This window comes from Pseudomonas sp. AC112 (assembly GCF_979253545.1).
On sequence record NZ_CEEDCM010000001.1, the window covers coordinates 447923 to 473717 of the forward strand.

Below are 25795 nucleotides of genomic sequence, written 5' to 3' on the forward strand. Positions count from 1 at the left end.
GGGTTAAAGCAAAGGTTCTTCAAGCACGCAACTGTACCGATGCTCGTGCAGGAAATGCGTTGGCGGCAACACCACGGAACACAGTGAGCGCGCATGCCGGCAACGCGGGTGAAAGGCGCAGCCCGTAGGCAAATTCAGCGGGCTCGGTGGTTCACCCGGCAAGGGTTCGGTAGGCAATGGCCGATGGGGATCGATCTCGGGAATCGCCTGGATCAACGCCGCCGTGTACGGGTGGCGTGGCGCCGTGAAGACCGCCTCCACCGGGCCTTCTTCGACGATTTTGCCCAGGTACATCACCGCCACGCGGTCGCACAAGCGGCGCACGATGGCCAGGTCATGGGCAATAAACAGGATCGCCAGGTTCATGCGCTGCTGCAGTTCCAGCAGCAGGTTGATGATCTGGCCCTGGATCGACACGTCCAGCGCCGCCACGCACTCATCGGCGATGATCAGGCGCGGCTCGACCGCCAGCGCCCGGGCAATGCCAACGCGCTGGCATTGGCCGCCGCTGAGGGACCCGGGTTTGCGGCTGGCCAGTTCGGGGCGCAGGCCGACCAGGTCGAGCAGTTCATTCACGCGTTCGGGAATCTGCGCGGGCGGAACCTTGCGCTGCACGCGCAGCACTTCGGCGAGGGTTTCGCCGATGGTGTGGCGCGGGTTCAGCGCGGCGTACGGGTCCTGGAAGATCATTGCGGTTTCATGCCGCAGGCGAGCAATGTCGATGGCGCTGCCATGGGCCATGTCGACGCCATCGAACAGCACCTGCCCGGCACTGATCGGGTTGAGGTGCAAAATGGCGCGGCCCAGGGTGCTCTTGCCGCTGCCGGACTCACCTACCAGCCCAAGGGTTTGGCCGGCAGCCAGGTTCAGCGACACGCCGTTCACCGCCCTCACCCACTGTTTGTTCATGCCGAACAGGCCGGTGCCGGACGCGGCAAACTTCACCTCAAGATCCTTGATGTGCAACAGGCTCATGGCTGCGCTCCCAACGGGTAATGACAGGCCACTCGCGCGCCTTCCGGCAACACTTCGATGCACAAGGGGCCGACCTGCGGGCAGCGCGGGTTGAACCGGCAGCCAGTGGGCAACGCGTCCAGCAAAGGCGGTTGACCGGGAATGGTGCGCAGCAAGGCGTGGCCGCTGCTGTGGGCAGGCTGGCAGTCAATCAGCCCGGCAGTGTACGGGTGCTGCGGGCGAGCCAGCAGGTCGTATTTGCTGCCGTGCTCACACAGGCGCCCGGCGTACATCACGGCGATGGAATCGCAGGTTTGCGCGACCACGCCGAGGTCGTGGGTAATCATGATGATCGACAGCCCGCGCTGATCACGCAGGTCCAGCAGCAACCGCAGGATCTGCGCCTGCACCGTCACATCCAAGGCTGTGGTCGGTTCGTCGGCGATCAGCACTTTGGGGTTGCAGCCCAGGGCGACGGCGATCATCGCGCGCTGGCGCATGCCACCCGAAAACTCGTGGGGGTAGTTGTCGACCCGCGCCTGGGGATCGGGGATGCCCACTTGGCGCAGTACCTCGATGGCCTGCAGGCGCGCGTCTTTTTTCGACGCACCTTGATGCAGGCGGATGCCCTCGGCAATCTGCTCGCCGATGCGCATCAACGGGTCGAGGTGGCTGCTGGGGTTCTGGAAGATCATGCCCAACTGACCGCCGCGCACGGCACGCATGCCGGCGTCATCCAATGACAGCAGCTCCTGGCCGGCCAGCCGCACCGCACCGCCTTGCACGCGCAGGCTGGGCGATGGCAGCAGGCGCATCACGCCGCGACAGGCCATGGTCTTGCCCGAGCCGCTCTCCCCCACCAGGCCGAGGATCTCGCCTTCGGCCAAGTCGAAGGACACGCGGTCCACCAGGGTCACATCGCGCCCGGTGTTGCTGGCGATCACACTGAGGTCGCGCACTTGCAACAGACTCATGAGCGATCCCCCAGCACTTGCGCCACACCATCGGCCAGCAGGCTGAAGCCCATGGCCAGGGTCACGATGGCCAAGCCCGGAAAGGTGCAAATCCACCAGGCCGTGGTGATAAAGGCCTGCCCCTCGGCGACCATGGTGCCCCACTCAGCAGTTGGCGGTTGCACGCCCAGGCCCAGGTAGCTCACGGCGGCGCCATTGAGCAGGACCAGCACGGCGTCAGACATGGAAAACACAATCGAGCCAAACATCGCGTTGGGCAGCAGATGCCGGAACAGAATGCGCCCGTGGCCAAAGCCCAGGCTCTTGGCAGCCAACGCAAAGTCGCTTTCCTTGAGCACCAGAATCTGCGAGCGGATCAGCCGCGCATATGACACCCAGCCCACCAGCGCCATGGCGATGTAGAAGCTCTTCAGGCCCGGCCCGAGGATGGCCATGATCGCCAGCATCAGCACCAGGAACGGGAAGGCCAGGATCACATCGATCACGCGCATGCAAAAACTGTCAAAACGCCCGCCGATGTAGCCGGAGACCGCACCGACGAAGGTGCCGATCATGAACGGGAAGATCACCCCAATGATGGCCAACTGCAGGTCGATGCGCGCGCCCCAAATCACCCTCGAAAGGATGTCCCTGCCGTAGTTATCCGTGCCAAACGGATGTGCAAGGCTTGGGCCGAGCAAACTGAAATCGGTGTTCTGTGCGATCGGGTCATAGGGCGCGACCCACGGCGCAAACAGCGCTAGCGCCAGCCACACCAGCAGAATCAAGAGGCCCCACGCAGCGGTCAGCCGGCCATTGCGCAAACCAAAACGCAGGCGCAAGCGCCACGGGGCAATCAACGGGCGGCTGCTCATTGCATCTTCACCCGTGGGTCGAGGGCCACGGTTACCACGTCGGCGATGAAGTTGACCACCACCGTCGCGCAGGCCAGCACCATGGCCACGCCCTGCACCACCATGTAGTCGCGGGTGAAGATGCCGCGCACCAGCAACTGGCCGATGCCGGGAATGGCGAACAGGCTTTCGATCACCACCGTGCCGCTGATCAGCCAGCCGATGTTCACCGCCAGCAGGTTGACCGCCGGCACCAGGGAGTTGGGCAACACATGGCGACGAAACACCGCCGCTTCTGACAGCCCACGGGCGCGGGCGGCGGTCACATGGTCAGCCTGCAACTCCATCAACATGCTCGCCCGCAGGTTGCGCACCAGCACCGCCGACAACGCCAGGGCAATCGTCAGGCATGGCAGCACCATGTGATGCGCCTTGTCGAGCCAGGTGCGGCCGTAACCGGACACGGGAAACAAGCCCCACTGCACGCTCAGCAACAGGATCAGCATCAAGCCCAGCCAGAACGCCGGCATGCCCAGGCCAACCGTGGTAAACACGCGGATCAGGTTGTCCGCCCAGCCGCCCTTGTTGCGGGCGGCCAGCGTCGCCAGCGGCACCGCTATCAGCAGTGCCAGCACCACGCTGCCCAGCACCAAGACCAACGTGGGTTCGATGCGGGTGACGATCAGCTTGAGGGCGTCGACCTTGTACAGCAGCGATTGGCCGAGGTCGCCCTTGAGCAGGTTCTTCAGGAAGTAGAAATATTGCAGCCACAGCGGCTGGTCGAGGCCGTACTGGGCGCGGATCTTCAGCAAGGCGTCGGGCGTGCTGCGCGAGCCCAGCAGGGCGCGCGCCGGGTCGCCGGGGATCGAGCGCACCAGCACAAAAGTGATCAGGCTGATGCCAAACAGCACCGGCAGCAATTGCAGCGGCCGGGACAGCACAAAACGGTAGCGCGCCAGGTTCATCCGTCAGCCTCGGTGACGCGAGAGGAAGTCCAGCAGCACCGGGAAATATGCCTGGGGTTCTTCATAAAACGGCATATGGCTGCTGTTGGGGAAGACGTGCAATTCGGCGTGCCGGGCTGCGAGCTTCATGCGCAGGGCGCAGGCGGGGGTGAGTTCGTCGTGCTGGCCGGTGGTGATCAGGATCGGCATCTTGAACTCGGCCATCTCGGGGATGCGGTTCCAGTCCTTGAGGTTACCGATATAGAGGAATTCGTTGGGGCCCTGCATGGTTTCGTAAGGGCCCATGTTCCAGTCGCCCAGGGACCGCTTGACCGGCTCGGGCCATTCGTCGAGGCGGCACACGTGGCGGTAGTTGAGCAAGGTGATCGCGGCCTGGTATTGCGGATGGTCCAGGGTACCCATGGCCTCGTGGCGTTGCATCATGGCCACGGTTTCGCTGCCGAGGGCGCCACGCAGGCGCTCCAGTTCCTGGGACAAGTGCGGAATGTCGCCCACGGTGTTTTCGAGGATCAGGCTTTTCAGGGCGTCGGGGTAATGGATAGCGTATTCGATGCCGAGCCAGCCGCCCCAGGAATGCCCAAGCAAATGCACGCGGCCCAGGCCCAGTGCCTGGCGCACAGTTTCGACTTCTTCGACATAACGGCGGATTTCCCACAGGGAAATATCGGTGGGTCTGGCTGATGCGCCCGTGCCAAGCTGGTCGAATGCAACCACTCGCAGGTTATGGTCCTTGAGCCAGCCATGGGCGTCGCGCAAGTAGTCACACGGCAGGCCCGGCCCGCCGTTGAGGCACAGCAGCACCTCATCGCCTTCGCCGAAGCTGTAGACCACGAGGTTATGGCCGTCGACTTGCACGTTGTACTGCTGGTCGGGGGCAATTTCACGCCACATGCATACATTCCTTGTGTAGTGTCGGCCTGGCAGGTAGCGGGCCGCTGATCAGGCCAACACTACCGAGGATGCCGCGCGTCCATAACCTAGCATTTCTTATAGGTTTGGCCTGGCAGTCCTTCGCCGGGGCGTGGCATTCTACTTGCAGCAAGTCGAGATTCAAATGAATTCGGGAGCAGAACGGATGCTGGCCAAGCTGACTGCCTTAAATCACCGTCTGATGCCGGGCAGGAGCCTGGACGAGCAGATGGACAACACCTTTGTCCTCGCCCAGCAGTTGGGCTTCGATGCACTGGTGTATGACTACACCCCGGTGCCGATCGACCAGGATGGTGCATTGATCACCCCTTCGGTGCTGGAACTGCGCAACACCCCGCCCGACTGGCACACCTTGTGGTGCAGCGAAGGGTTCTACCAGATCGACCCGGTGCAACACCTGGCCCTGAGCACGGTATCGCCGTTCGTGTGGTCCTACGACGTCAAGGCCGATACCCCTCTGCAAAAGGTCATCGATCCCTGCCATGCGCCGGTTTCGTCCTACCTGCACGACCAGCAGTTGACCTGCGGCGTCAGCGTGCCGATCCACCTGCCCCGCGGCGGCTTCGCCTCGCTGACCGGCCTGCGTACCGGCAAGGCCCGCAGTGTGTTGCAGGATGCGCAGCAGACCTTGTCGGACTTCAGCCTAATTTCCCACGCCTTGCAGGAAGCGGCCTACCCGCTGTTCAGCAAAGAGCTACGCACTTACCCGCATATTCACCTGACCAAACGTGAACGCGAGTGCCTCAAATGGGCCGCCGACGGCCTGACCGCCGCTGAAATCGCCGCGCAATTGAGTCGCTCGCTGGCGGTCGTCACCCTGCACCTGGCCTCGGCGATGCACAAGCTGGGGGCCAAGAACCGCGTCCAGGCGGTGGTGCGCGCCACCCATTACCGCCTGCTCGACGACTGACCGCCGGGCAAAACCTAGCTGTTTTGCTAGTTACTTAAATTTCTCCCACGCATTATCGTGTCCCTGATCATTTTTTCAGAGCAGGGTACGAAATGGAATTCATCGAAAAAATCCGCGAAGGGTATGCGGCGTTTGGCGCCTACCAAACCTGGTACCGCGTCACCGGTGACTTGTCGAGCGGTCGCACGCCCCTGGTGGTTATCCACGGCGGCCCCGGATGCACCCATGATTATGTTGACGCGTTCAAGGACGTCGCCGCCAGCGGCCATGCCGTGATCCACTACGACCAGCTGGGGAATGGCCGTTCCACCCACCTGCCCGACAAAGACCCGTCCTTCTGGACCGTGGGCCTGTTCCTCGAAGAACTCAACAACCTGCTGGACCATCTGGAGATCAGCGATAACTACGCGATCCTCGGCCAATCCTGGGGCGGCATGCTCGGCAGTGAACACGCGATCCTGCAACCCAAGGGCCTGCGAGCCTTTATCCCCGCCAACTCGCCGACGTGCATGCGCACCTGGGTCAGCGAAGCCAACCGCCTGCGCAAATTGTTGCCCGAAGGCGTGCATGAAACCCTGCTCAAGCACGAAGCCGTCGGCAACTATCAGGACCCGGAATACCTCGCCGCGTCGCGGGTGTTCTATGACCATCACGTGTGCCGGGTCATCCCGTGGCCGGAAGAAGTGGCGCGCACCTTCGCCCAGGTCGATTCAGACCCAACCGTGTACCACGCCATGAGCGGCCCGACTGAATTCCATGTGATCGGCAGCTTGAAGGACTGGAAATCTACCGGCCGCCTGTCGGCCATCAATGTACCGACGCTGGTGATCTCCGGCCGGCACGACGAGGCCACGCCCTTGGTGGTCAAGCCGTTCCTGGATGAAATCGCGGATGTGCGCTGGGCGCTGTTTGAAGACTCCAGCCACATGCCCCACGTGGAAGAACGCCAGGCGTGCATGGGCACCGTGGTGAAGTTTCTGGATGAGGTGTGTTCAGCGAAGTACAACGTACTCAAGGCTGGCTGACCCCCAACGTAGGAGCCGGCTTGCCGGCGATAGCAATCTGTCAGTTGATGCAATGTTGACTGGTCGGCCGCTATCGCCGGCAAGCCGGCTTCTACAGGAGTGGCGTTAGACTTCGGAGGTCTCAGGCTTGGTTGTTTTCCTCGGGGCATCCGCCACCAATGGAATTTCTCTCCCCTCGGCATCAAACAACTTGCCGCCCTTGAAGTAATCCCCATCACGCAGCTCCGACACATCACGGAAGCACAGGCTGCGCTCAGTCCCCGCCACAAACACCGATTGCTGGTCCGAATTGCCGGCGGTGAAATGGTTGAACGCCAGGTTCAGCAGGATCGCCATGATCGCCGACGAACTGATCCCCGAATGGAAGATGGTCGCAAACCAGCTTGGGAAGTGATCGTAGAAGCTCGGCGCGGCAATCGGGATCATGCCAAAACCGATGGAAGTGGCAACGATGATCAGGTTCATGTTGTTGCGGTAATCGACCTTGGACAAGGTGCGAATACCACTGGCCGCCACGGTGCCGAACAGCACAATCCCGGCACCGCCCAGCACTGAGGTGGGCACCGCCGCGATCACGCGACCCATGAACGGCAACAGCCCGAGAATCACCAGGAACAATCCGCCCGTGGCCACTACAAAGCGGCTCTTGACCCCGGTGACCGCCACCAGGCCGACGTTCTGGGCGAACGCGCTCTGGGTGAACGAACCGAAGATCGGCGCAAACATACTCGACAACATGTCGGCGCGCAGGCCGTTGCCCAGGCGCTTGGAGTCGACCTTGGTGTCGATGATTTCACCCACGGCCAGGATGTCCGCCGAGGTCTCGACCAGGGTCACCATCACCACGATGCACATGGAAATGATCGCTGCGACATGGAAGGTCGGCATGCCGAAATGGAAGGGTGTGGGGAAACCGAACATCGGCCCCTGGGCCACGCCGGAGAAGTCGGCCATGCCAAGGAACACCGCAATCACGGTGCCGATCACCATCGCCAGCAGGATCGACAGGCGCGAAATGGTCGCGCTGCCGATCTTGCTCAGCAGCAACACCAGCACCAGGGTCAACGCAGCCAGGCCGATGTTGGACATGCTGCCGAAATCCGCGGCGCGGCTGTTGCCGCCCATGGCCCAGCGCGCCGCAACGGGCATCAGGGTCAGGCCGATGGTGGTGATCACGATACCCGTCACCAGCGGCGGGAAAAACTTGGTGATCCGCGAGAATACCGGGGTGATCAGCAGCCCGATAAACGACGCGGCCATCACCGCCCCGAGAATTGCTGGCACACCACCGGCGCCATCACTGCCGACAATCGCCACCATGGTTGCCACCCCGGCAAACGATACGCCCTGCACCAGCGGCAACTGACAGCCAAAAAACGGCAGGCCCAGGGTCTGCAGCAGCGTGGCCAGGCCACCGGCAAACAGCGACGCGGCGATCAACAGGCCGATATCCGCCGGTGACAAACCGGCCGCCTGGCCGACGATCAACGGTACCGCGACAATGCCGCCGTACATGGTGAGCACATGTTGCAGGCCGTAAGCCATGTTGGCGGCGACGCCGAGATTCTCATCTTCGGGCCGCTGCGGTGACGCCTTCGGGATAGTCATGGTGAGGGGTTCTCTGTTTTTGTTGTGCGGCCACTGTATGCAATGTTTGGACTGCATGTCCATAGAGTTGTATACAATCAATCGAACAAGATACCCTCCATCGGCGTTACAAAAACAATCCGGCCGTGATGAGCCAGAACGCCAAAGGACCTAGAACAATGAAAAAGGCATTACAGGGAGCAACCGTTGCACTCACCCTCCTCGGCGGCGGGGAGGCCGTTGCGGTGGAATGGATGAACAACAGCGTAGGATTTCGCTACGGCCAGCAGTTCACCAACCCGAACAACCCCGACGAGTTCAGCAAGCGCATTTACAGCTTCACCCACGCCAGCGGCTACCGGTACGGCAGCAATTTCCTCAACCTTGATGTGTTCCTGTCCGACAGCCGTGACCCGCGCAAGGGCACCGATCATGGCGGGAGCGAGGTGTACGCGGTGTACCGCCACCAGTTGTACGCATCGCGGGTGTTCGACGTGCCGCTGGGCACCGGGTTGATCAAGGATTACGCGCTGACCCTGGGCTTCGATGCCAACCGCAACAACAACTTCGCCTCAGCCAAGAAGCGCGCCCTGGTGATCGGCCCGACCTTGAAGTTCAACACCGTCGGCGTGCTGGACCTGAGCCTGATGTACTACAAGGAAAGGAACCACACCGGCATCCCCGGCGCGCAGGAGTCGAACCACACCTTCGACGACACCTACATGCTCAACCTGACGTGGATGCGCCCGTTCGAGATCGCCAACCATGCGGCGAAATTCCAGGGATTTATCAATTACGTCGGGGAAAAAGGCGAGGACTACCACGGCCGCGACACGGCGCCGGAGGCCCTGATGCGCACCGCGCTGATGGTGGCGGTGCGACCGGGCAAAAGCGTCAAGCCAAACCTGTACCTCGGGGTGGGTTACGAGTACTGGCACAACAAGTTCGGCGTCGACGGCGGCCGGGGTAGCCGCACATCAACACCGACGGTGAATATGGAAATCACCTTCTAAAACGCCAATTCCTGTAGGAGCCGGCTTGCCGGCGATTGCATCGACGCGGTGCAGCAGAATTACCGAGTTGTCTGCATCGCCAGCAAGCCGGCTCCTACAGTTTGGAATGCGGGCCGACTCAGACTCGGGCCAGTTCGGAATTATCGCTTTTCGGCCTCGCCAGCCAGTAACCCAACACCGCCAGTGGCGCGGTCGCCAACATCACGATCACCGTAATCAGCAGGGGCTCATCGATCATCGACGACACCACCAGGCTGCTGAGGAAACACAGGCCCAGTTGCAGGGTGTTTTGCAGGGCCGCCGCCTTGCCGGAATTTTCCGAAAAGGGCATCAGCGCATTCGCCACCACGATGGGGTAACTGGCACCGTTGCACAGCGCCATCAGGCAGAACGGAATCAACAGGGTGGTGAGGGTTGGCACGGTCAAGGTAGCAACCAGGTACAACGCCACCATGCTGATGCAGTACGCTAGCAGCAACCAGGGCAGCAACGTCTTGCCCGGTAAGTGCTGCATGGCACTGCGGCAGCTATAACCGCCCACCAGAAATGCCAGCGTTGGTAGCACGTAGCTCAGGCCAATGTCATTCGGGCTGTAGCCCATGCCACCCAGGATGAACGGTGACGCGGTCAGCCAAGCGAAAAAACTCGCCGAACAGGCGGCGAAGATCATCACATTGCCGGTAAACACGCGGGAAGTGATCAACTGCCCGTAACCGAGGCGCATGGGTTTGCGCTCCTCCGTCGGACGCTTCGCCACCGTGCGCAGGAACAATGTCGGCAGCAACAGCAGCACCGACACCCCCAGCAATACGCCGAAGATCGCCTGCCAGCCGAAGTGATTCAGCACCATCGCGCCCAACAGCGGCGCCAACGCCGGCGATAACGACATCAGCGGCATGATGCTGGCGAACACACGGTGAGCCTTGTCGGCCGGGTAGCGGTCGATCACCAGGGCTTGCCAGCTCACGGCGGCGGAACACACGCCAATCGCCTGGATAAAACGCAGCGCCAGCAGTTGCGGGGCGGTCTCGACCCAGAACATGCCCGCGCAGCCCAGCACGAACAGGCTCAGGCCGGCGAGCAGGATCGGCTTGCGCCCCAGGCGATCGGACAACGGCCCCCACAACAACTGCCCCACCGCAAAGCCGGCGAGGAAAATACTCAAGCTGGCGCCCACCGCGCCAGCACCGATCTGCAACTGCTCGCCCATGGCGCCGAATGCCGGCAAGTACATGTCCATGGCGAGGTAACCGAGCATGCTCAGCCCCGCCAGATACCAAGTGAAACCAAAAGAATTTTTCATCGAAGCCTTGCTAATCCTGCCATCAAACTATTTGCTGACTGGCGCCCATTATGAGGCTGACAGTTCATGTGTGAAGCGATAATAATTGGACACTCTTATCAATATTTTTGAAGGCAACTGCCATGTGGTCCGAATATTCCCTGGATGTGGTCGATGCAGTGGCGCGGCATGGCAGTTTCAGCGCGGCCGCCCAGGAACTGCACCGGGTGCCGTCGGCCATCAGCTATACGGTGCGCCAGCTCGAAGAATGGTTGGCGGTGCCGCTGTTCGTGCGGCGCCACCGCGACGTCGAGCTGACACCTGCGGGCCGCTTGTTTATCGACGAAGCCCGTGGCGTGATGAAAAAAATGCTCGGCACACGGCGCTTGTGCCAGCAGGTGGCCAATGGCTGGAGTGGCCAGTTGAAGGTGGCGGTGGACTCCATCGTCAAACCCCAGCGCTGCCGGCAGTTGGTGGTGGATTTCTACCGGCAGTTTCCCGAGGTCGAACTGTTGCTGGAGTACGAGGTGTACAACGGCGTGTGGGATGCGTTGGCGGATGAGCGCACTGACATTGTGATCGGCGCCACCAGCGCGGTGCCGGTGGCCAGTCACTTTACCTTTCGCGACATGGGCTTGTTGAACTGGCTCTGCGTGGTCAGCGCGCGGCATCCGCTGGCAAGCGTCGACGGGTTGCTGAGCGACGATCAGCTGCGCCCCTTTGCGTCGTTGTGCATGACCGACACCTCGCGCAACCTGCCCAAGCGCGACACCTGGACCCTGGATAACCAGCGCCGGTTGGTTGTGCCGAATTGGTCCTCGGCAATCGATTGCCTGCGCGATGGCCTGTGCGTCGGCATGGCGCCGGCGCACCAGGTGCTGCCGTGGATCGAACGCGGTGAGCTGGTGGCGTTGCGACTGAGCCGACCGTTTCCGGCCAGCCCGTCGTGCGTGGCCTGGGCGCAGAGCAAGCTTTCACCGGCCATGGCGTGGTTGTTGGAGTATTTGGGGGATACCGAGACGATGAACCAGGAGTGGCTGAACGGAAACGATCCCTGACAATCATGGAGATCCCCTGTGGGAGCGTATTTCAATCCAATAGACGGGTAATGGCTCGCACGATCATCTCGACCTCCTTGGCATCCAGGGTCAGTGGCGGCAACAGGCGTATGACCTTGCCGCGCGTCACGTTGATCAACAACCCATGCTCCTGAGCGGCACGCTGGGCCAGGTCCCGGTAAGGGTGGGTCAGCTCAATACCTATCATCAACCCCCGCCCGCGAATCGCCAGTACATGCGGGTGCTCGCTCAGCTCCACCTGTAACCGCGCCAGCAAGCGCTCCCCCTGCTGCGCGGCGTTCTGTAGCAAGCCTTGTTCTTCAATGATGTCCAGCACGGTACACCCCACCCGACACGCCAAGGGGTTGCCGCCGAAGGTGCTGCCGTGGCTGCCCGGTGTGAACAATTGGGCCACGGCGGACCGAGCCAGGCAGGCGCCGATTGGCACGCCGTTGCCGAGACCTTTGGCCAGGGTCATCACATCCGGGACAATGCCTTCCTGCTGGAAGGCGAACCAGGCGCCGGTGCGACCGATGCCGGTCTGGATTTCATCCAGCATCAGCAGCCAGCCGTGGCGCGTGCAGTGGTCACGCAGGGCCAGCAGGTAGCCCGGCGGGGCCGGCAGCACACCGCTTTCACCCTGGATAGGCTCCAGCAGGACCGCTGCGATACGCGCGCCGAATGCGTGTGTGATGGCTTCTATCGCAGCGATATCACCAAAGGCCACCTTGAGAAAATCCCCCGGCAAGCGCTGGAAGCCCAAGCGCACCGACGGCCCATCGCTGGCCGCCATCGTGCCGAGCGTGCGGCCATGAAAGGCGTTTTCCATCACCACCACCAAGGGCTCTTCTATGCCCTTTTTCCAACCATGCAGGCGCGCAAGTTTCAGCGCGGTTTCGTTGGCTTCGGCACCGGAGTTGTTGAAGAAGGCGCGGTCCAGGCCAGACAGTTGGGTGAGACGTTGGGCCAGCCGTTGCTGCCAGTCGATGCTGTAGAGGTTGGAGGTATGCAACAGCAAGCCAGCCTGCTCGCTGATCGCCGTTACCAGCCTGGGGTGTGAGTGACCGACATTAGTCACCGCCACACCGGCCACGGCATCCAGGTATTCGCGCCCCTGCTGGTCCCACAGGCGCGTGCCGAGGCCGCGGGTGAAGCTCAGGGCCAGGGGTTGGTAAGTGGTCATCAGGCAGGCGGCGGTCATGGTGCGGGCTCCGGTGCATCGTAGGGATGACTGCAGTATCGTTAGCCACCTGAGCTGGATAAACTGCACATCCCTGCAATGACTTTAAACCAGGACTTTATAATGGACCTGTTCCAGGCAATGTCGGTGTACGTGAAAGTGGTCGAGACCGGCAGCATGACCGCGGCGGCCGAGGCCTGTGGGATGTCCACCACCATGGTCGGCAACCATATGCGCGCCCTGGAGCAACGACTGGGGGTCAGCCTGCTCAAGCGCACCACGCGCAAACAAAGCCTTACGGAATTTGGCGGGCAGTATTACCAGCGTTGCCTGGAAGTACTGGGCTTGGTGGCCGACTCCGAGCAGCTGGCCGAGCAGGCCCACAGCGACATTCCCAAAGGCACCTTGCGTATCACCGCGCCTCCGGTGTTCGGCACCGAACGCCTGACACCGGCCTTGAGCGAGTTTTCCCGGCGCTACCCGCAGATCAACCTTTACGTGGTCCTGAGCAATGAGCGCATGGATTTGGTCGACAGCGGCTTCGACGTGGCGATCCGTCTTGGCGAATTGGAAACCTCCAGCCTGATCGCCAGGCCATTGCAGGACTACACCCTCACCCTCTGCGCGTCACCGGACTACCTGGCGCGACACGGCACACCGCAAACCCCCGATGACCTGCAGCAGCACAACTGCCTGGCGTTCGCCTACCCGGCAAGTGACAACTGGCGCGACTCCGAAAAGCTCTGGCGCATGACCGACGATGCCGGCGAGGTGGAAATCCCGGTGTCTGGCTCATTGACCATCAACAGCTCGCAAGGCCTGCGCCAGGCGGCTGTAAACGGCATGGGCATCATCATGCTGGCCGATGCCCTGGTACAGCCGGACCTGGACAGCGGCAAGCTGGTGGCCTTGCTGACCACCTATCGACTGCCCAGCCGCCCGATGCACCTGCTCTACGGCCAGGACCGTTATCGCCTGCCCAAGCTGCGCGCCTTCGTGGATTTCGCCATGGAAAAGTGGGCGCGCTAGTAGTTCACGCCTAATTCGCGCAGCCGCGCCGCCGTACGCTCGGCGGATACGTGATGAATCCCCTGCCAACCCAGGGCAACCGCCGCCTCGATATTGCCGGCAACATCGTCGATAAACACCACTTCAGCCGGCTGGATATCCGGCAAGTGGGCGCGTACCTGGCTGAGGCTGGCGTGATAGATCGCCGCCTCCGGCTTGATCAGCTTCAGCTCGCCGGACACCAGGATGTCGCGAAAGTACTGCAGGAACGGGTAATTGGCCCGCGCATAGGGGAACGTCTCGGCAGACCAGTTGGTAAGCCCGAACAGCGGCATGTCGGCCTGGTGCAACGCGTTGAGGATCGCCACGCCGTCCGGCAACGGGCCACGCAGCATTTCGTGCCAACGGTCGTAATACGCCTGGATCAGGCGCTCATGATGAGGATGTTGCTCGATCAGGCTGCGGGTGCCATCTGCCAGGGTGCGGCCAGCGTCCTGCTCGGTGTTCCAGGCCTGGGTGCAGATGTTGTCGAGAAACCATTGCCGCTCACGGTCGTCGGCAATCAGCTTGCGATACAGGTGATGCGGGTTCCAATCGAACAGGACACCGCCGAAATCAAAAACTACTGCACGAATCGTCATCAGATCCTCCGTTAGTACGCGTTGATAGCGCACGGAGTCTGGCATATCGGAGGGATCAGGCGCTGCTCAAAAATGTGTAGGAGGGTTCTGAGATCAGCCTTTTTTGCAGGCCATAAAAAACGGCCCCGAAGGGCCGTTTTTCTCAAACCGGATCGCTTAGGCCTGGATCAGACCATTGATCTTGACGGTCGGATTGACGTCAGCGTCGTAGTCCACGCCATCGACTTCGAAGCCGAACAAGCGCAGGAATTCCGCCCTGTAGCCGGCAAAATCGCTGATCTCGTTGACGTTATCGTCGGTGACCTGGTTCCACAGTGCTGCCACGGCGTCCTGGACTTTGGGTTCCAGCTCGGCCAGGTCGGCACGCAGGCGGCCGTCGGCGTCGAGCTTCGGCTCTTTGCCGTACAGGCTGTCCTTGAACAGGCCGTAGACTTGCTCGATGCAACCTTCGTGGGTGCCCTGCTCTTTCATCACCTTGAACAGCAGCGACAGGTACAGCGGCATGATCGGGATCGCCGAGCTGGCCTGGGTGACCACGGCCTTGAGTACCGACACACGGGCGTCGCCCTTGAGTGCGGCGAGGTTGTCGCGCAGGGTCAGGACTTTCTTGTCGAGGTCTTTCTTGGCTTCGCCGATGGAGCCGTTCCAGTAGATGTCCTGGGTCAGCTTTTCACCGAGGTAGGTGAACGCGGTGGTCTTGGCGCCTTCGGCCAGGACGTCGGCGTCACGCAGGGCGTCGATCCACAGCTGCCAGTCTTCGCCGCCCATGACTTTCACGGTGCCGTCGATTTCTTCCTGGGTGGCGGGCTCAAGGGTGGTGTCGACCACAACGCCTTTGTCGGTGTTGATGCCGCGCAGGGTCACGGCCTTGCCGATCGGCTTGAGGGTGGAGTTGTGCACCACACCTTGCGGGTCGGTACGGCGAGGCGCGGCCAGGCTGTAGACAACCAGGTCGATCTTGCCCAGGTCTTTCTTGATGGTTTCGATGGTCAGGCGCTTGATCTCGTCGGAGAACGCGTCGCCGTTGATGCTCTTGGCGTACAGGCCTTTTTCGACGGCAAACTTCTCGAACGCGGCGCTGTTGTACCAGCCGGCGGAGCTCAGCTTGCCTTCTTCGCCTTCTTTCTCAAAAAACACGCCCAGGGTGTCGGCGCCGCAGCCAAAGGCAGCACTGATGCGCGCAGCCAGGCCGTAACCGGTGGATGCACCGAGGACCAGGACCTTTTTCGGGCCGCCTTCGATGACGCCGTGCTGAGTGACGTAGTCGATCTGCTCTTTGACGTTCGCTTCACAGCCAACAGGGTGAGCGGTCACACAGATGAAGCCACGAACCCGCGGTTTGATGATCATAAAATTTCTGCCTCTTCCAAGGTGCCGAAAGCCAGTGGTGGCCATTCAACTTCAATCGTACCGGTCTATGACGTCCAAAAAACCGAAGCGTCACGATAGTCGCAAATCTTCCGTTTACAAAATCCAATCCACTCAGTGCTACAAGGGTTAAAAACTGTGTAAAGCCTTCACAATTTCGCAATATTTAAAAACGCCTCTCCAGCCCCGAACGTCTTATCATGACGCAGTTGTTTCAATATGTTTCAAAACCCCCACCACTCGCAGCCAGGGATCCGGACTTGTCGAATGGCGTCCTGCTGGAGCTGAGTTACATGAATAAGCCTGCTTTGCGTAAAAAAGCGGTATCGGTCGCCTGGGTACTCGGCGTGCTGCTGATCATTGATGTGTTCCCCGAAACCACGTTGGTGTTTCTTGGCCTGGTCGTGGTGTGCGGCGTCTACGACTTCCTGCGTAATGGCCTGTATGACGCGCCCACTATCAAGAAATACTTCATCGGCAGCGGTCGCAACACCTGGCTGCTGGCGCCGTTCAACACCCTGTTCGACCTTTTGAGCTCGCGTAACCGTCACGTCTACACGATGGCCGACCTGCCACCGGCCTGGCGCGAGGACCTGCAACAGGTGATCGATGACGCCATGGCCCACAAGGACGAAATCATCGGTTACCTGGACGAACGCATGGCCGAGAAGAAGCGCGGCATGCTGTTTTTCCAGTGGTACGGCCAGGCCATCGAAACCACCCTGGATATTCCGCAACTGCGCCAAAAGCTGCCGTTCGTGAAGACCATTGGCGTGTCGGTGTTCAATGAAAACCGCTCGACGTCCTTCCACTTCGGCCCGCTGCGCATGATGTTCCGCGTGCTCTACAACATGGCTCCGGCGCCCCATCACGAGGGCGTCTACATCCAGGTGGGCAAGCACAAGCATTACTGGCACGACGATCCGTTGTTTATCTTCGATGACACCTTGATGCATGCGTCTTTCAACAAAAACGATGCCAAGCGTTACTGCCTGTTCATCGATATCGTGCGGCCGACCCCGGTGCCCCTGGTTCTCAACGCCGTGATCGCTGGGTTTGCCGGCATGGCCTTTACCCTGCGTCGGGTTTTCTACAAAAACTGGAAGCTGATTCAGTAAGTTCTGCGGCATGATGGTACTGGACGGTGTTTGCGCTCGGCCTTGCGCCTGAGGTAAATAACTGTCTCGTGCGACCGAAATCGGCGCCCATCATTCTCAAGCCATCGCGGCCCCTTACGGGTGCGGTGGCTGCGCTTTCAAGGAATCAGAATGCCCCAACGTCAAGTCATCAATGCCTCCGTCAGCCCCAAGGGCAGCCTCGAAACCCTGTCACAACGTGAAGTCCAGCAACTGAGCGAAGCCGGATCCGGCAGCATCTACACCCTGTTCCGCCAATGCGCCCTGGCGATCCTCAACACCGGCGCGCACATCGACAACGCCAAGACCATCCTCGACGCCTACCAAGACTTTGAAGTGCGCATCCACCAGCAGGACCGCGGTGTGCGCCTGGAATTGCTGAACGCCCCCGCCGATGCCTTCGTCGATGGCGAAATGATCGCCAGCACCCGCGAAATGCTGTTCAGCGCCTTGCGTGACATCGTCTACACCGAAAACGAGTTGGACAGCCAGCGCATCGACCTGAGCAATTCCCAGGGCATCACCGACTACGTGTTCCACCTGCTGCGCAACGCCCGTACGCTGCGCCCCGGTGTCGAGCCGAAGATCGTGGTGTGCTGGGGCGGGCACTCGATCAACACCGAAGAATACAAATACACCAAGAAAGTCGGCCACGAACTGGGCCTGCGCAGCCTCGACGTATGCACCGGCTGTGGCCCTGGCGTGATGAAAGGCCCAATGAAAGGCGCGACCATTTCCCACGCCAAGCAACGGATCACCGGCGGGCGTTACCTGGGCCTGACCGAGCCGGGCATCATTGCCGCCGAAGCGCCGAACCCGATCGTCAACGAGCTGGTGATCTTGCCGGACATCGAAAAACGCCTGGAAGCCTTCGTCCGCGTCGGCCACGGCATCATCATCTTCCCGGGCGGTGCCGGTACGGCAGAGGAGTTCCTGTACCTGCTGGGTATCTTGATGCACCCGGACAACCGCGACTTACCGTTCCCGGTCATTCTCACCGGGCCGAAACATGCCGCGCCGTACCTGCAACAACTGCACGCCTTCGTCGGCGCCACATTGGGCGAAGCGGCCCAGGCGCACTACCAGATCATCATTGATGACCCGGCCGAAGTAGCCCGCCAGATGACCGCTGGCCTGAAGGCGGTGAAGCAGTTCCGCCGCGAACGCAACGACGCGTTCCACTTCAATTGGCTGTTGAAGATCGACGAGGGCTTCCAGCGCCCGTTCGACCCGACCCACGAGAACATGGCCAGCCTGCAGTTGAGCCACGCGCTGGCGCCTCACGAACTCGCCGCCAACCTGCGCCGTGCGTTCTCGGGGATCGTGGCGGGTAACGTCAAGGACAAGGGCATCCGCCTGATCGAACAGAACGGCCCGTATGAAATCCACGGCGACCCGGCCATCATGAAACCGCTGGACGAACTGCTACAGGCCTTCGTCGCCCAGCACCGCATGAAATTGCCCGGCGGCGCGGCGTATGTGCCGTGCTACCGCGTGGTGCAATGACTTAGCGCTGTACCGCCACGCATTTGATTTCCACCAGCAGACCGGGGTGCGCCAGTTCGGACACCCCGATCGTGGTCCAGGCGCAATGCCCGCGTGGGAACAAACGGTTTTTCACCTCGCGAAATACCGCCATGTGCTGGCTCATGTCGACGTGATAGGTGGTCATGTCCACCACGTCGTCGAAGGTGCAGCCGCCCTCCTCCAGAACGGCCCGCAGATTTTCCCAGGCCGCGACGAATTGCGCCTCGGGGTCCTCGATCACCGCCAATGCAGCCGTCCGCCCGACTTGGCCTGCGCAGTACAACGTCTTGCCGACCTTGACCGCAGGCACGTAGCCGGCGCGCTCGACGATGGGGTGCATGGAAGGAGGAATGATGCGGTGGCGGTCGGTCATGGTTTGTATCTCTTTAAACCCTGTGGGCGGGGACAGTTCGGACTAGTGTTTTACCTGTTCCGACTAACCCACACCAGATGAGCGACCTATGGACCAACGGATATTGTCCTCTGCGGCTCCTTACCCTAAGGTAAGGAATATAACGATGGAGATCTTTACTATGGCGACCGCCACACTGACCTCGAAAGGTCAAATCACCATTCCTGTCCAAGTCAGGACCGCCCTTGGCCTGGAAACAGGCGACCGGGTCGAGTTTGTTGAAATGGAAAACGGGCATTTTTCCATCATTGCCGCGAGCCACAGGGTTCAGGACCTCAAGGGGTTGATCCGCAAACCCGCCAGGGCCGTCTCTATCGATGAGATGAACCAGGCCATCGCTGCACAGGGGGCAAAAGCCGGATGATCGGACTGGATACCAATGTGCTGGTGCGCTACGTCACCCAGGATGATCCGGTTCAATCCGCCAAGGCCTCCGAGCTGATCGAATCGCTGACCACCGCCTCGCCCGGCTTTGTCAGCATGGTGTCGATCGTGGAATTGGTGTGGGTGCTGCAAAGCTGCTACCAGTCGGCCAAGAGCGATGTGGTGACGGTACTGGAAACCCTGCTAAGGACCCGCGAATTGACCGTGGAGCATGGGGAGATCATCTGGCAGGCACTGCGCAAGTTTGTGGCGAACAAGGCCGACTTTGCAGACTGCCTGATCGAACGCTGCGCCCATGCCGCCGGTTGCACGTACACAGCTACCTTCGACCTCAACGCGATCAAGACAACGGGCATGAAGCGCCTGGCCTGAACCGCAGCGTTGCGACTGCGGGCGGGCTTTGGTACAAACCGCTTTTACCTTGATCGAGAGAAAGACTGACGTGCGCACGTTTCTACTCGCAGCCCTTGCCATGGCCTCCACCACCGCACTGGCTGACGCCATCACCTGGCCCGACCTGCCAAAAACCTGCTTCGTCAGCGGCCGTTCCGCCACCAGTGCGGATCTCGATACCGGTTGCGCCGCCTTCCTGATCAATGTGAAAGGCCAGGCGGCGGGTACGCCGATCAAGCTGGATATTCCCCAGTACGCCATGCACATCGACGAAGCCACCGGCAAGGAAACCCCGGTGATCCTTATCCAGGCGGAGGAGAACGGCGAGGTCAAGGCAGTGGGTTACAGGGAACTGGGCTCCGATCAACTCGGTGCCGCGCTGCTGCGGGAAGTTCGGCTCCTGGGCACCCAAAAGCCGATTTAGCCGGGGCTCAGCGAACCCAGCCTCCACCCTGCCAGTGGTACCCATCATTACGCTGCACCCAATGCGGATGCACGTAGCGGTACCCCTCGCGCACCGGCTCCCAGTGACCGTGCACCGCGACATAGCGCCCACCTTCCCAACGCCAGTAACCGCGTGACCAAATATAGCCATAGCGCACCGGCGGCTCGACTTCGATCACCTGCACCGGCGGCGGTTGCGGGGCGACGACTTCGACATACTCACGTTGCACCGGCCTGCGCTCATGCACAACGCGTTCTTGCACACACCCGGATGCCGCGACGACCATGGCCGCCAATGCCGCATAACGTAGCAACATAAAAAAACCCTCGGGCGCTGACGCCCACAACCTGCACGGCTAAAAAATGCCCCCTTGTTACAGCCTCGCTCCTGCTTGGCCTTGGGTATTTTTAACAGGTGATGTCTGTCGGCTTGCTGAACCCACAGCCCTCAAGAGGCGCACGCGACGGTCGGTCGCTTCAGGCGTATCAACAGCAGCCCGCCGACGACCACGGCGATGCCGGCGTAGGTCGAGGCCTGGATCACATCGCCAAACATCAACGCCGCCCATACCAGGGTGACCGGCGGTTCGAGGTAGACCAGCGCCGCCACCTGGGTCGCGGTCATCACGCGCAGCAACATCCACAGGCTCAAATAGGCGACGAAGGTCGAGAACAAGGTGAGCCAGACAATTGAGATCAATACGTCAGGGTCGTGGGGAATACTCAGCGTGTCGGTGTAGAGCACCGCGCCGGTAAAGCCGATCAAGGTCAGCAGCGACTGGATGAACAACGGCAGCACCAAGCCTGCGTCCTGGCGCTGCTTAGTACGGCGTTCATAGAGGGTCGCCAGCGTCAGCCCCAGCGCTGCGGCCAGTGGCAACAGGTACATGACCAGGCCGACACCCTTCCCACCACTGCCGTACTGCCCGGCGATCACGATGGAAACGCCCACGAAGCTGATCATCAGCCCGGTCCACTGCCAACCACCACTGCGTTCAGTCGCGCTGCCGGTCGATAGCGCCGCGGTCATCAATGGCTGCAGCGCCGCGATGATCGCAGCAATGCCGGGAGACAAACCATTCTGGATCGCAACATAGAGGCAGCTCAGGTACAGGAACTGCGAAAGAAATCCCACGACGGCGTAATGGCGAACCTGCGCCCAAGTAACCTTCAGCAACCTGACATTCAGGAACAGCCCCAGGCACACCGAGACCAGCAGGAAGCGCCAGAACAGCAGATTGAAGGCGCCGCCGCCTTGCGTACCCAGTTTGGCGCCGATGTAGCCAGAGCTCCATGAGAGTACAAATGCCACCTGCAACAGCAGCCGCTTTAAGGTTGATCGCGTCATGAAGCCTGTCCGTCAGTTCACGTTGACTGAAAGGCTAAGGGCCGCGCATGCTTCTGTATATTTGAATAAGCTGCACCATCAATTCGAAATAGTGGAATCATGGCCAAACAACTGAATATCGACCTGCTGCGCACCTTCCACGCGGTGGCGCGTTTCGGGCGCTTCAACGAAGCGGCCGAGCATGTGCATCGCAGCGCCTCTACCGTGACGACACAGATACAGAAGCTGGAAGATCAGGTCGGCCAGCGCCTGTTCAGCCGCAGCAACCAAGGCGTGGAGTTGACGCTGTACGGCAAGAAACTGCTGGGTGAAACCACCGAGTTTCTCAAGAGCCATGACCGCCTGCTGATCTCGCTGATGCCACAGCGTATGGAGGGCAAGATCCGCCTGGGCGTTCCGGACACCTATGCGCCGGCGTTCATACAGGAGTTTCTGCCTCGACTGATCGCTGACAATCCGCTGCTGGAGCTGGAAATCGAAGCGCGCACCAGTGGCGAACTGCTGAACCTGTTCATGGCCGACCAGCTGGACCTGACGATCACCGTCAGCGCCCAGCCGCTGGCGCAGGGCGAACGCTTGGGGCCCGTGCAGCCGCTGTGGGTCGCGAGCGAGCGCTTCAATTGCCCAACCCATGCGCCGCTGCCCATCACCGTACCCATCGCGGGTTGCCCGTATCGCGCAGCCGCGTTGCGAGCATTACAGGATTACGGGCTTTACCACCGCTTGCTGCTGGAAAGCCCCAACTCATCCGCGGTTGAAGCCTGTGTTCGCAGTGGCGTTGCGGTGGGTCTGATGGAAGAGAGCCGCATGGGCGAAGGGCTCGTGCACATGACAGAACTGCCACCGCTGCCTGCACAACACCTGTACTTGTTGTGCGATTCCGGCAACGCGCTAGCCTTGCACCTGAATGAGCAAATCAGGCACTTCAGGGTTTGACCACCAGCCACAAAAAAGCCCGCTGACCGTCACCGGTTCAGCGGGCTTTTCACATCGGCTCGGTACTTGGCTTACAGCGCCAGGTCAGAGGCCGGCTTGCTCGGCTCAGCCGCAGGCTTGGCCGCCTCGGTAGCCTTTGGCGCTGTCACTTGCGGGATCGCAGGTGGTGGCGTCAGTTGCAGGATACCGGCGGTGTAGGCCCATTCCTTGGCAACAGCTTCAGGGCTGTCGTTCAGCTTGGTGCCGTAGCTCGGTACGATCTGGTGCAGCTTGGACTGCCACTCAGGGGTCGCTACCTTGTCCTTGAACACTTTCTGCAGCACGGTCAGCATGATCGGAGCCGCAGTGGACGCGCCTGGCGATGCACCCAACAGGCCTGCAATGGTGTTGTCGGCGGAGCTGACCACTTCGGTACCGAGTTTCAGGACGCCGCCCTGCTCTTCGTCACGCTTGATGATCTGCACGCGCTGGCCGGCTTGCCACAGGCGCCAGTCGGATTGCTTGGCGTTCGGGAAGTACTCTTGCAGCGCCTTGAAGCGGTCGTCATCCGACAGCATCAGTTGGCCGGCGAGGTACTCGACCAGTGGGTATTCACGAATACCGACTTTGGTCATTGGCCAGATGTTGTGGGTGGTGGTGCTGGTCAGCAGGTCCAGGTACGAGCCTTCTTTCAGGAACTTGGTCGAGAAGGTGGCGAATGGGCCAAACAGGATTACGCGCTTGCCATCCAGCACACGGGTGTCCAGGTGCGGAACCGACATCGGTGGCGCGCCAACCGAAGCTTTACCGTAGGCCTTGGCCAGGTGCTGCTCGGCGATGGTTGGGTTATCGGTCACCAGGAACGAGCCGCCTACCGGGAAGCCAGCGTATTCCTTGGCTTCAGGAATGCCCGACTTTTGCAGCAGGTGCAGTGCACCGCCGCCGGCGCCGATGAACACGAACTTGGCGTCGGTTTCAGTCTTGGTGCCGTCTTTCAGGTTTTTGTAGCTCACGCGCCACGAACCGTCGGCGTTCTTGGTGATGTCCTGCACTTCGCTCGACAGTTTCAGGTCGAACTTAGGCGTGGTTTGCAGGTGAGCGACGAACTGGCGGGTGATCTCGCCGAAGTTCACGTCGGTGCCGATCGGGGTCCAGGTGGCCGCGATTTTCTGGTTCGGGTCACGCCCTTCCATCATCAGCGGAACCCACTTGGCGATCTGCGCCGGGTCTTCGGAGTACTGCATGCCGGCGAACAGCGGGCTCGCTTGCAGCGCTTCGTAGCGTTTTTTCAGGAACTTGATGTTGTCATCGCCCCACACGAAGCTCATGTGCGGCGTGGAGTTGATGAACGAACGCGGGTTCTTCAGCACGCCCTGCTGGACCTGCCAGGACCAGAACTGACGGGAGATCTGGAACGCTTCGTTGATCTCGACCGCTTTCGGGATCTCAACGTTGCCGTTCTTGTCTTCCGGGGTGTAGTTCAGCTCAGCCAGGGCCGAGTGACCGGTACCGGCGTTGTTCCAGCCGTTGGAGCTTTCTTCGGCCACGCCATCGAGGCGCTCGACCATTTCCATCGACCAACCCGGCTCCAGCTCATTGAGCCATACACCCAGGGTTGCACTCATGATGCCGCCGCCAATGAGCAGCACATCGACTTTCTTTGCCTCTTCCGCGTGAGCGGAGCTGATCCCCAGCGACAAAGCCAACCCCAGCAGGGCAGTGTTTACTTTTTTAAACATCAGTAGCACCTATGATAAAACGCCATCCGCCCTACCGCCCCTGATCATGGGCAACCCTCAATCACGCTGCGCCAGGCAACGCACCGCGGGGTTCGCACATTCACTCAAGGACCGCAGGGTGGGCACACAAGGCCAACGTATCGACCTCACTTTTATGTCCCTTCTGCGCTGACTTCTTATCATTATTGGCTTCAGCTACCTGGGCGACAGCCAACTGCCGGGACGTATACGGATGTACGTACCAGAGACAGACTAGACCAAGATGGCGCGCAGAATATCACGCCCGGCGTCGGATATGGACTTGCCAGTCGCAAGGCCATCAGTTCGCCAGTTTTTAAGATCTGTCTCATGGGCCTATAAATCGCAGCATTGCACTATGGATTGGCTCACCCAACGGGTAGCAGACAACCTTCCATCCTTTAAAAGAGGCATTGCAATGCTGAACAAACTGAGCCAACTCACCCTTGCCTGCGGCGCTTGCTGGCTGCTGGCTGGCACTGCACAGGCCGCGGACGGGCAGATCGAATTCACCGGTTCGGTCACCGACAACGCGTGCACCATCACCACCGGCGACGTGAATAAATCCGTGACCCTGGACGCGGTACGTATTGCCGACTTCGCACCCACCGTGGGTTCCACCGCCAAGCCCAAAGCGTTCTCCATCAGCCTGGACAACTGCAGCACCGCGACCCGCAAGAACGCCGCCATTACCTTCAGTGGTCAGCAGGACGCCACCGATTCGACCCTGCTCGGTCTGACCGGGGAAAATCAAGTGCGCGGCATCGCGATTCAGATCGCCGACTCGCGTACTGGCAACAAGCTGCCACTGAACACGGCGACCGCCGATTACGACCTGCGTACGCAGTCCAACACCTTCGACTTCACCGCCGCCTACGTGCGTACCGTCGCCGACACGACTACCGGCGAAGGCGACGATGCCGTGACCACGTCCGGTATCGGCACCGGTCAGGTGCACGCGCTGGCCAGCTTCGACGTTACCTACAAGTAATTGCTCGTCAATACCGTGGGCCGCTCGCCGGCCCACGGACTTTCAAAGGTCTCTCATCATGCGTTTGAACCTGTGTTTCTTGCTCGCCCTGTTGCCGCTCTGGCACAGCGCGGCAGCCAATGCCGCCGTCACGGTCGGCGCCACGCGGCTGATCTACGACGGGGCTTCCAGTGAAGCCAACCTCACCGTCAGCAATCGCGAAGACACCTCGCCCTACCTGGTGCAATCCTGGGTCAGCCGCTTTGGCACGGGCAATGACGAAAGTGTCGACAGCTTTATCGTCACCCCGCCGCTGTTCCGACTCGATGCGAACAAGGAAAACATCCTGCGCGTCATCTTTACCGGGGGCGCCGATGTACCCCAGGACCGCGAAAGCCTGTTCCTGATGAACGTCAAGGCGATTCCGGCCATGAGCGACGACCAGAAAGGCAAGAACGTGCTGCAGATTGCTCTCAAGACCACCATCAAGCTGTTCTACCGCCCCGCAGGCGTCAAAGGCTCGCTCAAGGACGCAGTGGCACAGGTGGGCTGGACGTCAACCGCGGGGGCATTGCATTTCAATAACGCCTCCAAGCTGCACGTCGTGGTCAGCGAACTCACACTCAACGGCCTGCCGATCACCCAGGTGCCGGATGTGCTACGCCCTGGGGAACAGCGCGAACTGCCGATCCAGGCCAAGGCGGGCGATGACGTGTCGCTCAGCTACATCGACGACTACGGCAGCATCGTGACCGCCCCCCTTATCCGCATTCATTGATAC

Annotated in this window: 27 protein-coding genes; 13 read left to right on the plus strand and 14 right to left on the minus strand. The window is 61.0% G+C overall.

The genetic code is table 11. From position 1 onward, the window contains the following. Positions 1-3: 3 nt before the first annotated feature. The 5 genes from AC0IYN_RS02200 to AC0IYN_RS02220 are packed head-to-tail and all read right to left on the minus strand — an operon-like array spanning position 4 to position 4617. Complete coding sequence (locus tag AC0IYN_RS02200) at positions 4-975, minus strand: ABC transporter ATP-binding protein (protein WP_471840409.1); 972 nt, start codon at positions 973-975, stop codon at positions 4-6. Further along, the gene (locus AC0IYN_RS02205; protein WP_406597334.1) at positions 972-1928 is read right to left on the minus strand and encodes an ABC transporter ATP-binding protein; all 957 of its coding nucleotides are present in this window, start codon (positions 1926-1928) and stop codon (positions 972-974) included. Before AC0IYN_RS02205 ends, AC0IYN_RS02200 begins: the two co-directional genes overlap by 4 nt. Further along, positions 1925-2782, minus strand: a complete 858-nt coding sequence (locus AC0IYN_RS02210) for an ABC transporter permease (protein ID WP_471840411.1) — start codon at positions 2780-2782, stop codon at positions 1925-1927. The genes AC0IYN_RS02205 and AC0IYN_RS02210 overlap by 4 nt, the downstream gene beginning before the upstream one ends. Next, complete coding sequence (locus AC0IYN_RS02215) at positions 2779-3726, minus strand: ABC transporter permease (RefSeq protein ID WP_012722919.1); 948 nt, start codon at positions 3724-3726, stop codon at positions 2779-2781. Before AC0IYN_RS02215 ends, AC0IYN_RS02210 begins: the two co-directional genes overlap by 4 nt. 3 nt (positions 3727-3729) lie before the next feature. Continuing rightward, a complete protein-coding gene (locus tag AC0IYN_RS02220; protein WP_078047481.1) occupies positions 3730-4617 on the minus strand; it encodes a proline iminopeptidase-family hydrolase in 888 nt (295 codons plus the stop codon). Between the two features lie 184 nt (positions 4618-4801). Between AC0IYN_RS02220 and AC0IYN_RS02225 the strand changes: the two genes are divergently transcribed. Then, positions 4802-5566 (plus strand): LuxR family transcriptional regulator, encoded by a 765-nt coding sequence (locus AC0IYN_RS02225; RefSeq protein ID WP_406597331.1) that lies wholly within the window; start codon positions 4802-4804, stop codon positions 5564-5566. A gap of 92 nt (positions 5567-5658) precedes the next feature. Next, positions 5659-6591, plus strand: coding sequence for a proline iminopeptidase-family hydrolase (locus tag AC0IYN_RS02230; RefSeq protein WP_406597330.1), 933 nt, complete (start codon positions 5659-5661; stop codon positions 6589-6591). Between the two features lie 105 nt (positions 6592-6696). Here AC0IYN_RS02230 and AC0IYN_RS02235 read toward each other — a convergent pair whose 3' ends face one another. Then, positions 6697-8199, minus strand: coding sequence for a nucleobase:cation symporter-2 family protein (locus AC0IYN_RS02235; protein WP_406597329.1), 1503 nt, complete (start codon positions 8197-8199; stop codon positions 6697-6699). 158 nt (positions 8200-8357) lie between these two features. Here AC0IYN_RS02235 and AC0IYN_RS02240 point away from each other — a divergent pair, with 158 nt between their 5' ends. Next, a complete protein-coding gene (locus tag AC0IYN_RS02240; RefSeq protein WP_406597328.1) occupies positions 8358-9191 on the plus strand; it encodes a nucleoside-binding protein in 834 nt (277 codons plus the stop codon). A 118-nt stretch (positions 9192-9309) separates the two neighbouring features. Here AC0IYN_RS02240 and punC read toward each other — a convergent pair whose 3' ends face one another. Then, entirely contained in the window at positions 9310-10494 is a 1185-nt protein-coding gene (punC, locus tag AC0IYN_RS02245) for a purine nucleoside transporter PunC (protein WP_471840413.1), read from the minus strand. A gap of 122 nt (positions 10495-10616) precedes the next feature. Between punC and punR the strand changes: the two genes are divergently transcribed. Further along, entirely contained in the window at positions 10617-11531 is a 915-nt protein-coding gene (punR, locus tag AC0IYN_RS02250) for a DNA-binding transcriptional activator PunR (protein WP_078047476.1), read from the plus strand. Positions 11532-11562: 31 nt separating this feature from the next. Here punR and AC0IYN_RS02255 read toward each other — a convergent pair whose 3' ends face one another. Beyond that, positions 11563-12732: an aspartate aminotransferase family protein gene (locus AC0IYN_RS02255; protein ID WP_406597326.1), complete on the minus strand. Its 1170-nt coding sequence runs from the start codon at positions 12730-12732 to the stop codon at positions 11563-11565. A gap of 102 nt (positions 12733-12834) precedes the next feature. On the opposite strand from AC0IYN_RS02255, the gene AC0IYN_RS02260 reads away from it, so the two are divergent. Beyond that, entirely contained in the window at positions 12835-13740 is a 906-nt protein-coding gene (locus AC0IYN_RS02260; RefSeq protein ID WP_471840416.1) for a LysR family transcriptional regulator, read from the plus strand. Here AC0IYN_RS02260 and AC0IYN_RS02265 read toward each other — a convergent pair. Both AC0IYN_RS02265 and fabV read right to left on the minus strand, forming a co-directional pair. After that, positions 13737-14360, minus strand: a complete 624-nt coding sequence (locus AC0IYN_RS02265) for an HAD family hydrolase (protein WP_457247752.1) — start codon at positions 14358-14360, stop codon at positions 13737-13739. The two genes, AC0IYN_RS02260 and AC0IYN_RS02265, sit on opposite strands and share 4 nt — an antisense overlap. 156 nt (positions 14361-14516) lie before the next feature. Further along, on the minus strand, positions 14517-15710 hold the full coding sequence (fabV, locus tag AC0IYN_RS02270; RefSeq protein WP_406597323.1) for an enoyl-ACP reductase FabV: 1194 nt from the start codon (positions 15708-15710) through the stop codon (positions 14517-14519). Positions 15711-16021: 311 nt separating this feature from the next. Between fabV and AC0IYN_RS02275 the strand changes: the two genes are divergently transcribed. After that, entirely contained in the window at positions 16022-16846 is an 825-nt protein-coding gene (locus tag AC0IYN_RS02275; RefSeq protein WP_471840417.1) for an aspartyl/asparaginyl beta-hydroxylase domain-containing protein, read from the plus strand. Between the two features lie 150 nt (positions 16847-16996). Continuing rightward, entirely contained in the window at positions 16997-18370 is a 1374-nt protein-coding gene (gene ppnN, locus AC0IYN_RS02280; protein WP_406597321.1) for a nucleotide 5'-monophosphate nucleosidase PpnN, read from the plus strand. 1 nt (position 18371) lies between these two features. On the opposite strand, the gene AC0IYN_RS02285 is transcribed toward ppnN, so the two are convergent. Continuing rightward, positions 18372-18764 carry a RidA family protein gene (locus AC0IYN_RS02285; RefSeq protein ID WP_471840419.1) on the minus strand — a complete coding sequence of 131 codons (393 nt, stop codon included), beginning with the start codon at positions 18762-18764 and terminating at the stop codon, positions 18372-18374. Between the two features lie 145 nt (positions 18765-18909). On the opposite strand from AC0IYN_RS02285, the gene AC0IYN_RS02290 reads away from it, so the two are divergent. The 3 genes from AC0IYN_RS02290 to AC0IYN_RS02300 all read left to right on the plus strand — a co-directional run bounded on the left by AC0IYN_RS02290 (position 18910) and on the right by AC0IYN_RS02300 (position 20004). Next, positions 18910-19167 carry an AbrB/MazE/SpoVT family DNA-binding domain-containing protein gene (locus AC0IYN_RS02290; protein WP_406597319.1) on the plus strand — a complete coding sequence of 86 codons (258 nt, stop codon included), beginning with the start codon at positions 18910-18912 and terminating at the stop codon, positions 19165-19167. Then, the gene (locus AC0IYN_RS02295) at positions 19164-19559 is read left to right on the plus strand and encodes a PIN domain-containing protein (RefSeq protein ID WP_406597318.1); all 396 of its coding nucleotides are present in this window, start codon (positions 19164-19166) and stop codon (positions 19557-19559) included. Before AC0IYN_RS02290 ends, AC0IYN_RS02295 begins: the two co-directional genes overlap by 4 nt. Positions 19560-19659: 100 nt before the next feature. Continuing rightward, complete coding sequence (locus AC0IYN_RS02300) at positions 19660-20004, plus strand: hypothetical protein (protein WP_406597391.1); 345 nt, start codon at positions 19660-19662, stop codon at positions 20002-20004. Positions 20005-20011: 7 nt separating this feature from the next. Here AC0IYN_RS02300 and AC0IYN_RS02305 read toward each other — a convergent pair whose 3' ends face one another. Continuing rightward, positions 20012-20341, minus strand: a complete 330-nt coding sequence (locus AC0IYN_RS02305; protein ID WP_043274284.1) for a YXWGXW repeat-containing protein — start codon at positions 20339-20341, stop codon at positions 20012-20014. Positions 20342-20472: 131 nt separating this feature from the next. Next, complete coding sequence (locus AC0IYN_RS02310) at positions 20473-21372, minus strand: DMT family transporter (protein WP_471840421.1); 900 nt, start codon at positions 21370-21372, stop codon at positions 20473-20475. Between the two features lie 99 nt (positions 21373-21471). Between AC0IYN_RS02310 and AC0IYN_RS02315 the strand changes: the two genes are divergently transcribed. Next, entirely contained in the window at positions 21472-22308 is an 837-nt protein-coding gene (locus tag AC0IYN_RS02315) for a LysR family transcriptional regulator (protein WP_100491268.1), read from the plus strand. A 71-nt stretch (positions 22309-22379) separates the two neighbouring features. On the opposite strand, the gene mqo is transcribed toward AC0IYN_RS02315, so the two are convergent. Next, entirely contained in the window at positions 22380-24026 is a 1647-nt protein-coding gene (gene mqo, locus AC0IYN_RS02320; RefSeq protein ID WP_406597316.1) for a malate dehydrogenase (quinone), read from the minus strand. Positions 24027-24462: 436 nt separating this feature from the next. Here mqo and AC0IYN_RS02325 point away from each other — a divergent pair, with 436 nt between their 5' ends. Both AC0IYN_RS02325 and AC0IYN_RS02330 read left to right on the plus strand, forming a co-directional pair. Continuing rightward, complete coding sequence (locus tag AC0IYN_RS02325) at positions 24463-25035, plus strand: fimbrial protein (protein ID WP_406597315.1); 573 nt, start codon at positions 24463-24465, stop codon at positions 25033-25035. A 58-nt stretch (positions 25036-25093) separates the two neighbouring features. After that, positions 25094-25792 (plus strand): fimbrial biogenesis chaperone, encoded by a 699-nt coding sequence (locus tag AC0IYN_RS02330; RefSeq protein WP_471840422.1) that lies wholly within the window; start codon positions 25094-25096, stop codon positions 25790-25792. Positions 25793-25795: the final 3 nt, after the last annotated feature.